Source organism: Massilia jejuensis (assembly GCF_042656795.1).
GTDB classification, from domain to species: Bacteria; Pseudomonadota; Gammaproteobacteria; order Burkholderiales; family Burkholderiaceae_D; genus Telluria; species Telluria jejuensis.
On the sequence record NZ_JBHSMS010000011.1, the window covers coordinates 59,324 to 73,877 of the forward strand.

Here is a 14,554-nt window from a genome sequence, read left to right on the forward strand (position 1 = left end):
CCCGGCGCGTCAGCGCACCTGCGCGAGCGCGCATACGGACTTGCGGCCTTCGACCTTGCAGCTGTTGCGCTCGCGCCCGTCGAGGTCGCGGACCGACACCCGCCAGGCGTCGGCCCCCGTGCGTTCCATCGTCATGAAGCCGAAGCCGCCCACCCATGAACTCATGTGCTCGACGATGGCGCCGGGCGCCGGCGCCCGGCCCGGCGGCGGCGCGGCCGGCAGCGGCGCGGTGTCCTCGGCCGTGCCGGAAAAGCCCGCCACGAACTGGGTCGGATGGCCGCTCGCGAAGCTCACCTGCTCCCACAGGTGCACGTGGCCCGACAGCAGCATGCCGAAGGAAGGCGGCAGATAGCCCGGATCGACGTCGCCGAAGGCGTCGAGCAGGCCGGCGTCGCCGCCGAACAGGCTCACCTCGCCGCTGTTCGCGTCGCGCCTGGCGCCGAAGGCGAACAGCGGATGGTGGCCGACCCCGATGTTGTAGCGCGCGCGGCGCGCCAGCGCCTCGATCTTGCGGTACTGCCCGGCATACGCGGCACGGCGCGGATCGGTGGCGGCAAAGCCTTTCCAGCTGGTGTTGGCCGTATCGAAGACGACCAGTTGCGCCCCGTTCCCGAGCGGCACCGCATACGGGTCGCCGTAGTCGCCCACCGCGTCGTTGGCCGGCACGTCGCAATCGCGCCCGGCCTGGAACGGGCGCGGATCGAGCCAGCGCCACCAGCCCTGCCCGGCGCGCGTGCAGTTTTCGTGATTGCCGCGCGCCAGCACCCAGGGCGCGGCCTCGAACAGCGTGCGCCCCGGGGTGAAGAAGTCGGCGGCCCAGGCCTCGAAGCCGTAGCCGTAGGGGCTGCCCGCGCAGCCCGCCTGGCCGGCGGGGCACGGGTCTTCGCGGTAATGGTAGTCGCCGACGTGGATCACCAGGTCGGGCTTGAAGGCGGCGGCGGCGGCGGCCACGCGCGCGAAGGGGAAGCGCGCCGGATCGTTGCAGGCCTGCGCCTGCTCGCCCTTGATGCGGCAGCCGGTGTCGCCGATGACGACGATGCGCCCGGGCTGCGCGCGCGGGACCGGCAGGGGCCGTCCGCCCACGCGGGCGACGGCACTGCCGGCGGCGATCGGGGCCTCGCAGGTGAGCACCGCGGCGGACGCCGGGCCCGCGGCCTGTCCCGGCCGGGCCGGCACGCTGGACCTGGGCACGCGCACGCGCATGGGCAGCGACCGGTTGTCCACCGTCAGCGGCGGGCAGGCGGCGCCGCCGGTGATCACGCGCGCGGTGGCCGCGCCGTCCTCGCCGATCACGACAAACGCTGTATCCTGCGGGCCGGGGCCGGCCACCGGGGTGGCGCAGCCGGCCAGGCCCAGGGCGGCGGCCAGGCTCGCGGCCCGGGACAGCCGGCGCAGGGGCGCGGGCACGCGCACGGGCAGGGGCAGGGACAACGATGTCATGCGTTTCTCCGTCCAAGAAAACGGCAATGTAGCACGGCCGCAGGGGCGTCATGGCGCGCCGCCGAGCAGCCGAGCGCGGCCGTCGCCCCATTCTGGCGTAACATTTTGGCAAAACCGATGGAGGATCGATGGAACAGGTACCGATGTGGCTGCAGGCGGGGGGCTGGGGACTGGTGGCTGGCGGCGCGCTGCTGCTGGGGGCGCTGGTGGGCTACCGCTATGCCGTGCCGGCGCGGCTGGTGGCGGCGTTCATGGCCTTCGGCAGCGGCGTGCTGATCTCGGCGCTGTCGTTCGAACTGATGGACGAAGCGTTCAAGACGGGCGGCTTGCAGGCGACCGCCCTCGGCTTCCTGGGCGGCGCGGCCGTCTACACGCTGGTCAACTGGTGGCTGGCCCAGGGCGGCGCGCGCCACCGCAAGCGTTCGGGCTGCCAGCCGAGCGAACAGGAGCATGGCGGCAGCGGGCGCGCGATCGCCGTCGGCGCCCTGCTCGACGGCATCCCGGAATCGATCGTGATCGGCCTGTCGATGCTGGGCGGCGGCAAGGCCAGCATGGTGGCGGTGACGGCGATTTTCCTCTCGAACGTGCCGGAAGGCTTGTCGAGCGCGGCCGGCATGAAGAAGGCCGGCCGCAGTGCCGGCTATATCTTCGGGATCTGGGGCACGATCGCGGCCGCCTCGGGCCTGTCGGCGCTGGCCGGCTTCACCCTGTTCGAAGCGGTCTCGCCGGCCACGGTCGCCGCCACCACGGCGGTCGCGGCCGGCGCGATCCTGGCCATGCTGGCCGACACCATGATTCCCGAAGCCTTCGCCGAAGCCCACGATTGCGCGGGCCTGATCACGGTGCTCGGCTTCCTGGCGGCATTCGCGCTCGGCAAGATGGGCGCCTGATGGGGCGCCGCCATCGCCTCTATCGCGCCCCCGCTTGCCTTACAATACGCGCGCCGTTTCATCCCTATCGAAAGCACACGCATGATCCTCCTGAAGGTCCCCTACGCCGAAAAAGACGAAGCCAAGTCCCTCGGCGCGCGCTGGAATCCGGCGCGCAAATGCTGGTGCGTCCCGGACGGCCAGGACAGCGCACCCTTCGCCCGCTGGATCGGCCCCGGGGCCGGCCCCGGCACGACCGGCAGCCCCTCCTCGCGCGACGCCCACGGCGCCAAGCCGGTCATCGGATCGGCCTATGTCGAGCTGCCGCACGCCTGCAATCCGTTCGAGGAATGCGCCGAATGCCGTCCGGCCCTGCTCGCCAGCGGCTGGCTGGAGGCGCACCAGGCGGTGCGCAGGCTGCTGGCGGGACTTTAAACAACAGCCCCGTCGCAATGCGGCCACACCGTACCCGCCCCGCCGGGCGCGGCCGTTATACTATTGCCTGCCGTGAAGACCGGACTGACCGGCATGCTGCGCGGCAACCGCGCTCGCGTACGCCCGACCCATCGACATTCCCAAGGACATGATGCACAGTGAACCCATTTCCCAGCGCCTGCGTTCGCTGGTCCGCTCCCTGCCCCGTACCGGCATCACGCTTTCCGAACTGGTGCACCGCGTCGGCAACGACGGCCTGCTGATCCTGACCGCCCTGCTCACCCTCGTGTTCCTGATCCCGGTGTCGATCCCGGGCGTCTCGACGGTGTTCGGCGGCGCCATCTTCCTGATCGGCACGAGCCGCCTGTTCCAGCGCACGCTCTGGATTCCGGCCCGCATCGAGCATAAGGTCATCGGCACCAAGAAGCTGCGGCCGCTGCTGAGGAAGGCGCTGCCCTGGCTGCAGAAGATCGAACGCGTCAGCCGCCCGAACCGCATCGAGTGGCTGGTGGCCGAAGGCCCGATCGCCCACCTGAACAACGCCTCGCTGATCCTGGGCGCCGTGCTGCTGATGATGCCCTTCGGTCTGATTCCGTTCAGCAATACCTTCCCCGCCGTGGCTTTGCTGTTCTTCGCCATCGGCCTGCTGCAGCGCGACGGCGTCTGCGTGCTGCTGGGCCACATCAGCAATGTCGCGACCATCGTCTATTTCGGCCTCCTGATCGGCGGCGGCGGCCTGGCGGCGCGCGAAGTATTCCAGCGCCTGACGGCCTGAGCTTGGTTTTCCCGGCCTGCCCGATCTATACTGGCAGCGGCATCAAGCCAGCAGTTTTTCCAACCACGGGAGGAGTCAGGATGTTCAGTCATGTGATGGTAGGTTCGAACGACATCGAGCGCTCGAAGAAGTTTTACGATGCGGTGCTCGGCACGCTGGGCGTGGGAGAGCCGTTTCGCAACGTGTCGGCGACCGGCCACACGCGCCTGTTCTACCGCCACGAGGGCAACAGCTTCGGCGTGACCGAGCCGATCAACGGCGCGGAGGCGAGCTGCGCCAACGGCGCCACGATCGGCTTCAAGTGCGGCTCGCCCGAGCAGGTGCAGCGCTTCCACGACGTCGCGATCGCCCACGGCGGCACCACCGCCGAAGACCCGCCGGGCCTGCGCGAAAGCGCGCTGGGCGCGCTTCACCTGGCGTATGTGCGCGATCCGGACGGGCACAAGCTGTGCGCGCTGTACCGTCCCGCCTGAGCCCGCGCGCGAGCAAGGCATGCGCACCGGGCCGGCACACTGCAAGTGTCCGCAATGCGGCTCGGTCCGCAGTCTTCCCCTGTTCTGGGGCTATCCGGGCGACCTGGCGCAGGAAGCCGGCCGCCAGGGCCTGATCGCCTTTGGTGGCTGCATGATCGACGATGCCCACCTGAACAGGAAATGTTGCGACTGCAGCCACCGGTGGGAAGATCCGGACGCGCCCGTCTTCGACTGGAGCACCGTCAAGCCGGTGCGCCCCTGGTCCGCGCTCTGGCGTCGCCTCAGGGCGCTCTGGCAAGCGCGCTGAGATCCACGGCGCCCCCTACTTGATCCGCTGCTTCTCCAGCTTGCGCGCCAGCGTCCGGCGGTGCATTCCCAGCCGCCGCGCCGCTTCCGAGATATTGAAATCGGTCTCGGCCAGCACCGCGTGGATGTGCTCCCACTCCAGCGTCTTGATCGAGGTCGAGCGGGTCGTCACTTCGATGTCGGCATTGCCGGCCACATGCCCGAAGGCGGCTTCGATGTCGTCCGTGTTCGAGGGCTTGGCCAGGTACTGGCAGGCGCCCAGCTTGATCGCCTCGACCGCCGTGCCGATGCTGGCGAAGCCGGTCAGCACGACGATCAGCATGTCCGGATCGTGCGCGTGCAGCAGCTGCACGCAGGACAGGCCCGAGGAATTGCCCTTGAGTTTCAAGTCGACCACCGCATAGCCCGGATCGTTTTCCTTGAGCAACTCGGCCGTTTCCTCGAAGCCCGGCGCGTGCAGCACCCGGTAGCCGCGCCGCTCGAAGGAGCGGCCCAGGGTGCGGGCAAAGGCGTCGTCGTCCTCGACGATCAGCAGCAGGGGCGGCTCAGCCATGTTCGCCCTCCTTGCCCAGCGCGATCGAGGCCAGGGGAATGCGCAGGGTGACCGCCGCGCCGCCCTCCTCGCGGTTGCGGGCGACGACACTGCCGCCCAGCGTACGGGCGACGTTGACCACCAGGAACAGGCCGACGCCGGCGCCGGGCCGGCTCTTGGTCGACTGGTAAGGTTTGCCGAACTGGGCCAGCATGGCCGGCGCGAAGCCGGGGCCGCGGTCGGCCACCTCCAGCACCAGGGTGCCGTCCTCGACGCCCGCGTCCAGGCGCACCCAGCCGGGCGATGCCTCCAATGCGTTGTCGAGCAGGTTGTCGATGGTCTGCTTCAGGGCCGAATCGAAGGCGACCGGGATATCCTCGCCGATCCGGTTCTCGTAGTCGAACATCCTGACCGGGCGGCTGTCTTCCCATTCCTCGGCCAGGCCGTCGAGGAAGGTATGGATCGTCGTGCGCACGGCCGACTCGCCGCGCGCGCTGCCGGCCGAGAGCAGGATGCCGCTGACGATCGACTTGCAGCGCTGGAGCTGGGTCTGCATCTCGGCGATTTCCTCGCGCAGGTCGGGATGGTCGCGAAAGACGGGCATGCGCTTCCAGTCGCCCAGGATCACCGACAGCGTCGCCAGCGGCGTGCCCAGCTCATGGGCGGCGCCCGAGGCCAGCAGGCCCATGCGCACGATATGGTCTTCCTCGGCCGCGCGCTGGCGCAGGTCGGCCAGCTGCGCCGCCTTGGCGCGCAGGGTGCCGCTGATGCGCGAGATGAAGATCACCAGCAGCGCCGCATTGAGCGCGAAGCACAGCAGCATGCCCTGCACGTAGAGGCTGGCGATCCCGCGTGCATGGTCGAAGGGCAGCGCGAGCGGCGGGGCGAACACGGCCAGCAGGGCCAGGCAGACCAGGGTGATGGCGACGATGGTCCAGGTCGACCATGCTTCGAGCAGCACTGCCGAGATGATAATCTGGAGCAGGAACAGGAAGGCGAACGGATTGGTCGTGCCGCCGGAGAGGTAGAGCTGGACCGTCAGGGTGGCCACGTCCACCAGCAAGGCCATGAACAGCTCGCTGTTGGCGACCGGGCGGCGCTCGTGCCAGCGCAGGTGGCTGGCGATGTTGAAGGCGATCAGGCAGGCCAGTACCTGCAGCATGTGCACCAGCGGCAGGTTGATGTCGAAGATCAGGATTGCCGCGGCAATCGTGGTGACCTGGCCGATGACGGCGATCCAGCGCAGCTCGATGAGCTGCAGCATGTTCTCGTGGCCGGCGGCATATTCGACGCTCGCCTCGGCCGACGAGCTGATCGCGGGGCTGATTTTTGTTAGTAGATCAAGCTTTACTGCCATCGGTCCTTGCCTTGCCGTGTTCCTTGTCGTTGCCGTGACGGGCGACATACCACCATGCCGCGGCAACCATCAAAGCCAGAGCATACCAAGTGATCGCATACACGAGGTGATTGTTTTGGAAGGAAATGACCGTCAGGCCGCCGACCGGACGGTCCGGGGCGTCGGCCGGGTCCTGCCCGCGCCCGGCGTCGACGAAATAGGGAGCGAGGCGGCCCAGGCCGCGGGCCGCGCCGATGGCCGCCACGTCGCGCGAAAACCAGCGGTTGCGCGCCGGGTCGTTCTCGCGCAGGAAGCCGCCACCCGGCTCGCTCATGCGCAGCAGGCCGGTCAGCGCGTGCCCGGCCTGCCGCGCCCCGGCCGCCGGGCAGGCCCGGCCGGTGGCCGCGCGTGCGCGATAGCGTTCGCGGGCATCGGCGGCGGGAATGAAGCCGCGGTTCACGAGCACGATCGTCCCGTCCGGGGTGCACAGCGGCGTGAGCAGCCAGTAGCCCGCGCCCAGCGCGGTGACGGCCTGCACCGGCGTCGTGTAGTCGTAGAGGAAATACCCTTCGAGGCGGACGTGGCGGTATTCGTGGGATTCTTTTGTGACGGAAAGGTCCCGGCCCGCCGCGGGGGCGGCGCTGGCCGGGGCCGTGACGCGCGCGTCGACGCGCTCGATCAGGGCCCGCTTCCATTGCAGGCGTTGCACCTGCCAGGTCCCGAGGCCCGCGAACAGCACGATCAGGAACAGGCCGGCGCCTGCCAGGACCAGGCGCGCCAGCTTGCGTGGGCGCGCCCGCCCGGAGGCGGCGGCGTGGTCCGGACCGTGCCGGCCGGTCATGGCATGTCGTGCGCGCCGTGGCCGGTCATCCCGGCTGCGTCGCCCATGCCGGGCATCATGTTGGCGTTCATGTGGTACATCACCCAGATCGAGCCGGCCAGGATAATTCCGAGCAGGACGATGGTCAGGATCAGCGCCATCATGTTCCAGCCGCCCTCGGACTTCGAGTTCATGTGCAGGAAATAAATCATGTGGACGACCACCTGCACCGCCGCGAAGCCCATGATGACGAAGCGGGTCGCCTCGGGTTCCAGGACATTGCCCATGACCAGCCAGAACGGGATGACGGTCAGGATCACGGCCAGCACGAAGCCGATGGTGTAATCCTTGACGCTGTAGTGGACGGCGTGGGCGTCGTGGTGGCCGTGGTCACCGTGGCCGTGGTGGCCGTGGTCGTGATGATCGCTCATGGCAGCACTCCCATCAGGTAAACAAAGGTGAAGACGAAGACCCAGACCACGTCCAGGAAGTGCCAGAACAGCGACAGGCAAGCCATGCGGCGCAGGTTTTCGACGGACAGGCCGTGCTTACCGAGCTGGAACATGAGGACCACGAGCCAGACGATACCGAACAGCACGTGCAGGCCGTGGGTGCCGACCAGCGAGAAGAACGCGGTCAGGAAGGCGCTGCGCGACGGGCCCGCACCCTGGTGGATCAGGTGGTAGAACTCGTAGATCTCGAGCGCCAGGAAGCAGACGCCGAGGACACCGGTGATGCCCAGCCACAGCTGCGCCTTGGCCAGGTTCTTCGCCTGCGCCGAGATCATCGCGAAGCCGAAGGTGATCGACGACACCAGCAGGAACGCGGTGTTGATGGCCACCAGGTTGAGGTCGAACAGTTCGGCGCCGGAGGGACCGCCGGCGTAGTTACGGCCCAGCACGGCGTAGGTCGCGAACAGGCTGGCGAAGATGAGGCAGTCGCTCATCAGGTAGATCCAGAAGCCGAGCATCGTGCCGTGCTCCGGATGGTGCTCGCGCAGGTGGTAGCGCGCGCCGGCGTCGGCGCCGGGGGCGCCGGCGTTCAGACCGAGGGTTGCGTTAGTTTCAGACATGGCTTTCCAGCAGTTTGGTATGCGCGTTCTCGGTGCGGGTCACTTCGTCCGCCGAGATGTAGTAATCGCGCTTGTAATTGAAGGTATGCGCAATGATGGCGGCCATCATCGCGACGAAGGCGACACCGGTCAGCGCCCACATGTGCCAGATGATCGCGAAACCCACCACCATCGACAGCGCGGCGATGACGAAGCCGGCCCAGGTGTTCTTCGGCATGTGGATGGCCACGTAGTCGCTCAGCGGACGCTTCCAGCCGTTCTTCTTCATGTCGGCGAAGGTGTCGTTGTCGTGCACTACCGGCGTGAACGCGAAGTTGTAGTCCGGCGGCGGCGACGAGGTCGACCACTCCAGGGTGCGGCCGTCCCATGGGTCGCCGGTGATGTCGCGCAGCGACTTGCGGTCGCGCCAGGTGGCGAAGAACTGCATCAGCATGGCGCCGATACCGCCGGCGATCATCACGGTGCCCACGAACGAGATCTGGAACAGCCACTGCAGTTCAGGATCCTCGAAGTGGCTCATGCGGCGGGTGACGCCCATGAAGCCCAGGATGTACGGCGGCGTGAACGCGACCCAGAAGCCGATCGACCAGAGCCAGAACGAGACCTTGCCCCAGAACTCGTTGAGCTTGTAGCCGGTGGCCTTCGGGAACCAGTAGTTGATGCCCGCAAACATGCCGAACAGCACGCCGCCGATGATCACGTTGTGGAAGTGGGCGATCAGGAACAGCGAATTGTGCAGCACGAAGTCGGCCGCGGGAATGGCCAGCATCACGCCGGTCATGCCGCCGATGGTGAAGGTCAGCATGAACGAGATCGTCCACATCATCGGCAACTCGAAGCGGATCCGGCCGCGGTACATCGTAAACAGCCAGTTGAAGATCTTGGCGCCGGTCGGGATCGAAATGATCATCGTGGTGATGCCGAAGAACGAATTGACGCTCGCTCCCGAGCCCATGGTGAAGAAGTGGTGCAGCCACACCAGGTAGGACAGGATCATGATCACGACGATCGCGTACACCATCGAGGTATAGCCGAACAGGCGCTTGGACGAGAAGGTCGAGACCACTTCCGAGAACACGCCGAAGGCCGGCAGGATCAGGATGTAGACTTCCGGGTGGCCCCAGATCCAGATCAGGTTCACGTACAGCATGGCGTTGCCGCCCTTGTCGTTGGTGAAGAAGTTGGTGTCGAACAAACGGTCCATGCCCAGCATGGCCAGCACGGCGGTCAGGATCGGGAAGGACATCACGATCAGGACGTTGGTGCACAGCGCCGTCCAGGTGAAGACCGGCAACTTCATCAGGTCCATGCCGGGAGCACGCATCTTGATGATGGTGACGATCAGGTTGACGCCGGAGAGCAAGGTGCCGACACCGGCGATCTGCAATGACCATATGTAATAGTCGACGCCGACCCCGGGACTGGCCAGGATGCCCGACAGCGGCGGGAAGGCCAGCCAGCCGGTACGCGCGAATTCGCCGACGAACAGCGAGGCCATGACCAGCACGGCGCCCATGGTCGTCATCCAGAACGAGAAGTTGTTCAGGAACGGGAAGGCGACGTCGCGCGCGCCGATCTGCAGCGGCACCACATAGTTCATCAGGCCGGTCACGAACGGCATCGCCACGAAGAAGATCATGATCACGCCGTGGGCGGTGAAGATCTGGTCGTAGTGGTGCGGCGGCAGGAAGCCGGCGTTCTCGCCGAACGACAGCGCTTGCTGGGCGCGCATCATGAGGGCGTCGGCAAAGCCGCGCAGGAACATGACCAGGCCCAGGATCATGTACATGATGCCGATTTTCTTGTGGTCGATACTGGTGATCCAGTCGCGCCACAGCGTGCCCCAGAGGCGGTAATACGAAATCAGGCCGAACACGGCACCGCCGCCGACGATCACGCCCGCGAAGGTCGCGAGCAGGATCGGGTCGTGGAACGGAATCGCGTCCCAGGTGAGCCGTCCGAAGATGAGCTTCGTCAAGTCAAATGAGTCTTGCATGGTTACTTCTTCACAGGATGAGGAGGGGTTTCGCACACTTCGGCAGCGGCATCCGCTTGCGCGACCGAACGCTTGGCGTCTTGCGGCAAGTTCTTCAAGGCGATGTCGTTGCGCACGCGCTGCATGTCCATCGACATCTGATGGTTCATGCAGACGGCGCCTTCGGCCACGCAGCGGTTCACGACCGACATGAACAGCGCCGGTTGCACGGCGCCGTAATGGCGGATCGGTTCTTTTTCGGACGGCTTCTCGAGCGCCAGGTAGTCGTTGCGGCCGAGCGTGTTGCCGCTGGCCTTGACCTTGGCGACCCAGGCGTCGAAATCGGCCTGGGTGGTGCCGCGGTAGGCGAAGTTCATGTGCGAGAAGCCGTCGCCCGAGAAGTGCGCCGACAGGCCCTTGTAATTGCCGGCCTTGTTCAGCACCGCGTTCAGGGTCGTTTCCATGCCCGGCATCGTATAGATCATGCCGGCCAGGGTCGGAATGTAGAACGTGTTCATCACGGTCGACGAGGTCAGCTTGAAGCGGATCGGGGTGTCGACCGGGGTGACCAGCTCATTGACCGTGGCAATGCCGAGCTCGGGATAGATGAACAGCCACTTCCAGTCGAGCGAGACGACCTGCACCTCGAGCACTTTGGCGCCGGCCGGCATCGGACGGTGCTCGTCGAGGCGGTCCAGCGGACGGTAGGGGTCGAGCTTGTGGGTGCTGATCCAGGTGATCAGGCCGAGCGCGATGATGATCAGCAGGGGCGCGCCCCAGATGACGAGTTCGAGCTTGGTCGAGTGGTCCCAGTCCGGTTCGTACTTCTCGTTCGCGCCCTTGCGGTACTTCCATGCGAAGAAGACCGTCAGGAGCATCACCGGGACGATGATGATTAACATTAACAGGACCGAGATCGTGATCAGGTCGGCCTGCTGCTTGGCGATATCACCGGCGGGGTTCATGACCACCGTGTTGCAGCCGGACAGCACCGCTACCAGGAGTAATGACAGTCCGGGACGGACAATTTTAGGAATCATGCTAGGTATCTAACGTTACATGGGTATAAGAACATGCTACTGTACTGGCATCGGCCTTTGTTGCATATTGGACGTTTTGTCCCACCCTTGCCCAGGCCAGGGGACCATGCGAAGGCTGCCGACCTACCTGGAGACCAAGAATGCAGAACACCCCTACCTACGGCGGCGAAGGCGCCGCTCCAATCAGCGCCCCGCATAGCGGCGCGCGCAACATCAATGCCCGGGACGGTCATATCTCACCGAGCGAAATCGCGATCGGCGTGATCATCGGGCGCGCCTCCGAATATTTCGATTTCTTCGTCTACGCGATCGCTTCCGTGCTTGTGTTTCCCGCGGTATTTTTCCCATGGGCTGACCGGCTCGAAGGCACACTCTACGCGTTTACCATTTTCGCGTTCGCTTTTATTGCGCGCCCGATCGGTACCGTCCTGTTCATGAAGATCCAGGAGCGCTTCAGCCGCGAAGTCAAGCTGACGATCGCCCTGTTCCTGATGGGAACGGCCACCGTCGTCATTTCCTTCCTGCCGACCTATGCCCAGATCGGCACCACGTCGATCGTGCTGCTGTCGCTGATGCGCATCGCGCAGGGCGTGGCCCAGGGCGGTTCCTGGGACGGCCTGCCCTCGCTGCTCGCCCTCAATGCCCCCGAGCACAAGCGCGGATGGTACGCGATGCTGGGGCAATTGAGCGCACCGCTAGGCTTCCTGATCGCCGCCGGCCTGTTCGCCTACTTGCTCGACAACCTGTCGACCGACGACTTCCTGGTCTGGGGCTGGCGCTACCCGTTCTACGTCGCCTTCGCGATCAACGTCGTGGCCCTGTTCGCGCGCCTGCGCCTGGTGTCGACGTCAGAATACGCCCGCCTGCTCGACTCGCACGAACTCGATCCGGCGCCGGTGGGCGAACTGCTGCGCACCCAGGGCTCGAACATCGTCATCGGCGCCATGGCCGCCCTTGCCAGCTACGCGCTGTTCCACCTGGTCACCGTGTTCCCGCTGTCGTGGATGCAGCTCTACGACACCCGCCCGATCAGCGGCTTCCTGTATGTGCAGATGTGGGGCGCCGTCGTGGCCGCGGTCTGCATCCTGGTTTCCGGCCTGATCGCCGACAAGGTCGGGCGCCGCACCACGCTCGGCACCCTGGCCGCGCTGATCGCGATCTTCTCGGCCTTCGTGCCGATGCTGATCGACGGCGGCGAGGCCGGACAGAACGCCTTCATCCTGATCGGCTTCGGCCTGCTCGGCCTGTCCTACGGCCAGGCGGCGGGCGCGGTGACGTCGAACTTCGCATCGCGCTTCCGCTATACCGGCGCGGCGCTCACGAGCGACCTGGCCTGGCTGGTCGGCGCGGCGTTCGCCCCGCTGGTCGCCCTCGGCCTGTCGGCCAACTTCGGCCTCGGTTACGTCAGCCTCTACCTGCTCTCGGGCGCGGTCGGCTCGCTGGCGGCGCTGAGCCTGAACCGCAAGCTGGAGATCAAGGACTAAGCCGCGACCGGGCTGCATCCATGCCGGGTGGCGCGCCGCCCGGACGGGCGAAATCCGGCCAGGCCACGTGTCTGCCCGGATTTTTCTTTACCATGGATGGTCTAAAAGGATTTGCAGGAGGCGGGCATGACACGCAAGCACCTCATCGGCATACCGGCAAGCGCCGCCTCGCTGGAGGGCATGCTCGAATTGCCCGCCAGTCCGATCGGCGTCGTGCTGTTCGCCCACGGCAGCGGCAGCAGCCGCTTCAGCCCGCGCAACCGGCAGGTGGCGGACGACCTGCGCGACGCCGGCATCGCCACCCTCCTGCTCGACCTGCTCACGCCGGAAGAAGACGCCACCTGGCGCAACCGCTTCGACATCGACGTGCTGTCGGCCCGCCTGCACGCGGCCGCGCGCTGGCTCGGCACCGAACCCTTGACCGCCCCCCTGCCCCTGGGCCTGTTCGGCGCCAGCACCGGCGCGGCGGCGGCATTGCGCGTCGCCGCCGACAGCGGCACCGGCATCGCCGCCGTCGTCTCGCGTGGCGGCCGGCCGGACCTGGCGGGCGCGGCACTGGCGCAGGTGATCGCGCCGACCCTGCTGATCGTGGGCGGCGAGGATGGCGCCGTGATCGACCTGAACCGCCAGGCGCTGGCGCAACTGGGCTGCGAAAAAGCGCTCGAGATCGTGCCGGGGGCGACCCATCTGTTCGAGGAGCCGGGGGCCCTCGCCCAGGTGTCGGCCCTGGCGTCGGACTGGTTCGTGCGGCATTTCGCGCCGTAGGCGCGGTGACGATCGGCCCGCCGGCACCGGCGGCCGGCGCGATCTCAGGCGAGCGCCGTGTCGAGCACCGTCATCAGGATGAATCCCAGGATCAAGGCAATCGTCGCCGAGGTCCCATTCCCGTTCTCGCGCATCTCCGGGATCACGTCGTTGACGATCACGAACAGCATCGCGCCACCCGCCGCCGCCAGCGCGAACGGCAGCAGGCCACCCGCGATCCCGATCAGCGCCACCCCGAAAGCGGCGGCGATGGGCTCGATCACGCCGGACAGCACGCCCATCCCGACCGCGGTCAAGCGGCCGTAGCCGACCGTACGCAGTGCCAGCGCCACCACCAGTCCCTCGGGCACGTCCTGGATCGAGATGCCGGTCGTGAGCGAATGCGCCTTTTCGATATCGATGCCGGCATACGCGACCCCGATTGCCATGCCCTCGGGCAAGTTATGCAGCGCCACCGCGATCACGAACAGCCAGGCGCGCCGCAGCGAGTTGCCGTGCACGTCGCTGGCGAGCACCTGGGCCGGCGCCGTCGCGCGGCTCATCAGGAGGATGGCGCCCGCGCCGGCCATGATGCCGGCCCCGGCCAGGAGGCTCGCTTCCCAGGGGCCGGCGCCGGAAGAACGGGCGGCGGCCAGCGCCGGAATGACGAGCGAGAACGCGGTCGCGCCCAGCATCACGCCGGCGCCGAAACCGAGGAAGGCATCGTAGGTGCGCTTCGAAAAGTTCTGTGAAAACAGGACCGGCAAGGTGCCCAGCGCGGTAGCCGCGGCCGCTGTCGCGCCGCCCAGCAGGGCGGCATGCATCTTCGGATTTGAATTGATGAGCTGCTCGATCAGGCTGCCCATGAGCAGCAGGCCGCCCGCGGTACAGATCAGGAGGCCGATCACGCGCCTGACGGTCATGGCACGCAGTAACGCTTCGGTCCAGCGCAATTTCTGTGTTCTCGATTCCATCCACCATCCCTTCGCTAAGCCCCATGCGCGCTCCCTGCGCTCTGCAGGTTAGCAAAAACAGCGGCGCGCGCGGCGCGCGACAGACAAGTCCGCCGACTCGCTGCGATACGACTGCACGGCGCCCGGCCAGCCGTCGACCATGGCGCATCTTCGCAGCCGCTACAGCGGACGTCATCAGGATGCTGGCCGTGTCCGTGTAGGACGAGGGTGACAAACGGTTAAAAAATTCCTAGGGGAAAAGCTTGTTTGTCGAGGGGTACGGTTGCCGCCTTTCCGATG

At 66.9% G+C, this 14,554-nt stretch carries 16 protein-coding genes; 7 read left to right on the plus strand and 9 right to left on the minus strand.

Features of this window, described 5'->3' with window-relative positions; translation table 11 throughout:
* Window positions 1-9 precede the first annotated feature (9 nt).
* Window positions 10-1,440, minus strand: coding sequence for a metallophosphoesterase family protein (locus ACFPOU_RS02735; protein WP_379716844.1), 1,431 nt, complete (start codon window positions 1,438-1,440; stop codon window positions 10-12).
* A 128-nt stretch (window positions 1,441-1,568) separates the two neighbouring features.
* Between ACFPOU_RS02735 and ACFPOU_RS02740 the strand changes: the two genes are divergently transcribed.
* The 5 genes from ACFPOU_RS02740 (at window position 1,569) to ACFPOU_RS02760 (ending at window position 4,299) form a co-directional block, all read left to right on the plus strand.
* Window positions 1,569-2,330 carry a ZIP family metal transporter gene (locus ACFPOU_RS02740; protein WP_379716847.1) on the plus strand — a complete coding sequence of 254 codons (762 nt, stop codon included), beginning with the start codon at window positions 1,569-1,571 and terminating at the stop codon, window positions 2,328-2,330.
* Window positions 2,331-2,411: 81 nt separating this feature from the next.
* The gene (locus ACFPOU_RS02745; RefSeq protein WP_379716850.1) at window positions 2,412-2,744 is read left to right on the plus strand and encodes a DUF5710 domain-containing protein; all 333 of its coding nucleotides are present in this window, start codon (window positions 2,412-2,414) and stop codon (window positions 2,742-2,744) included.
* Between the two features lie 151 nt (window positions 2,745-2,895).
* Complete coding sequence (locus ACFPOU_RS02750) at window positions 2,896-3,519, plus strand: exopolysaccharide biosynthesis protein (RefSeq protein WP_379716852.1); 624 nt, start codon at window positions 2,896-2,898, stop codon at window positions 3,517-3,519.
* Window positions 3,520-3,599: 80 nt separating this feature from the next.
* Window positions 3,600-3,992: a VOC family protein gene (locus ACFPOU_RS02755; RefSeq protein ID WP_379716855.1), complete on the plus strand. Its 393-nt coding sequence runs from the start codon at window positions 3,600-3,602 to the stop codon at window positions 3,990-3,992.
* Window positions 3,993-4,011: 19 nt separating this feature from the next.
* The gene (locus ACFPOU_RS02760) at window positions 4,012-4,299 is read left to right on the plus strand and encodes a hypothetical protein (protein WP_379716858.1); all 288 of its coding nucleotides are present in this window, start codon (window positions 4,012-4,014) and stop codon (window positions 4,297-4,299) included.
* A gap of 15 nt (window positions 4,300-4,314) precedes the next feature.
* Here ACFPOU_RS02760 and ACFPOU_RS02765 read toward each other — a convergent pair whose 3' ends face one another.
* Genes ACFPOU_RS02765 through cyoA form a run of 7 tightly spaced genes read right to left on the minus strand, consistent with a single transcriptional unit; the run spans window position 4,315 to window position 11,073 of the window.
* Window positions 4,315-4,851 (minus strand): response regulator transcription factor, encoded by a 537-nt coding sequence (locus tag ACFPOU_RS02765; protein ID WP_379716861.1) that lies wholly within the window; start codon window positions 4,849-4,851, stop codon window positions 4,315-4,317.
* Window positions 4,844-6,187: an ATP-binding protein gene (locus tag ACFPOU_RS02770; protein ID WP_379716864.1), complete on the minus strand. Its 1,344-nt coding sequence runs from the start codon at window positions 6,185-6,187 to the stop codon at window positions 4,844-4,846. Before ACFPOU_RS02770 ends, ACFPOU_RS02765 begins: the two co-directional genes overlap by 8 nt.
* Window positions 6,171-7,007 (minus strand): SURF1 family protein, encoded by an 837-nt coding sequence (locus tag ACFPOU_RS02775; RefSeq protein WP_379716867.1) that lies wholly within the window; start codon window positions 7,005-7,007, stop codon window positions 6,171-6,173. Before ACFPOU_RS02775 ends, ACFPOU_RS02770 begins: the two co-directional genes overlap by 17 nt.
* Window positions 7,004-7,417 (minus strand): cytochrome o ubiquinol oxidase subunit IV, encoded by a 414-nt coding sequence (gene cyoD, locus ACFPOU_RS02780; protein ID WP_379716870.1) that lies wholly within the window; start codon window positions 7,415-7,417, stop codon window positions 7,004-7,006. The genes ACFPOU_RS02775 and cyoD overlap by 4 nt, the downstream gene beginning before the upstream one ends.
* Window positions 7,414-8,058 carry a cytochrome o ubiquinol oxidase subunit III gene (gene cyoC, locus ACFPOU_RS02785; protein ID WP_379716873.1) on the minus strand — a complete coding sequence of 215 codons (645 nt, stop codon included), beginning with the start codon at window positions 8,056-8,058 and terminating at the stop codon, window positions 7,414-7,416. The genes cyoD and cyoC overlap by 4 nt, the downstream gene beginning before the upstream one ends.
* Window positions 8,051-10,054, minus strand: coding sequence for a cytochrome o ubiquinol oxidase subunit I (gene cyoB, locus ACFPOU_RS02790; protein WP_379716876.1), 2,004 nt, complete (start codon window positions 10,052-10,054; stop codon window positions 8,051-8,053). The genes cyoC and cyoB overlap by 8 nt, the downstream gene beginning before the upstream one ends.
* Before the next feature lie 2 nt (window positions 10,055-10,056).
* Window positions 10,057-11,073, minus strand: coding sequence for a ubiquinol oxidase subunit II (cyoA, locus tag ACFPOU_RS02795; RefSeq protein WP_379716879.1), 1,017 nt, complete (start codon window positions 11,071-11,073; stop codon window positions 10,057-10,059).
* Window positions 11,074-11,213: 140 nt separating this feature from the next.
* On the opposite strand from cyoA, the gene ACFPOU_RS02800 reads away from it, so the two are divergent.
* The gene (locus ACFPOU_RS02800) at window positions 11,214-12,557 is read left to right on the plus strand and encodes an MFS transporter (RefSeq protein WP_379716882.1); all 1,344 of its coding nucleotides are present in this window, start codon (window positions 11,214-11,216) and stop codon (window positions 12,555-12,557) included.
* A 126-nt stretch (window positions 12,558-12,683) separates the two neighbouring features.
* Window positions 12,684-13,322, plus strand: a complete 639-nt coding sequence (locus ACFPOU_RS02805; protein WP_379716885.1) for a dienelactone hydrolase family protein — start codon at window positions 12,684-12,686, stop codon at window positions 13,320-13,322.
* Window positions 13,323-13,366: 44 nt separating this feature from the next.
* Here the strand turns inward: ACFPOU_RS02805 and ACFPOU_RS02810 are convergent, their stop codons facing one another.
* Window positions 13,367-14,275 carry a ZIP family metal transporter gene (locus ACFPOU_RS02810; RefSeq protein ID WP_379716888.1) on the minus strand — a complete coding sequence of 303 codons (909 nt, stop codon included), beginning with the start codon at window positions 14,273-14,275 and terminating at the stop codon, window positions 13,367-13,369.
* Window positions 14,276-14,554: the final 279 nt, after the last annotated feature.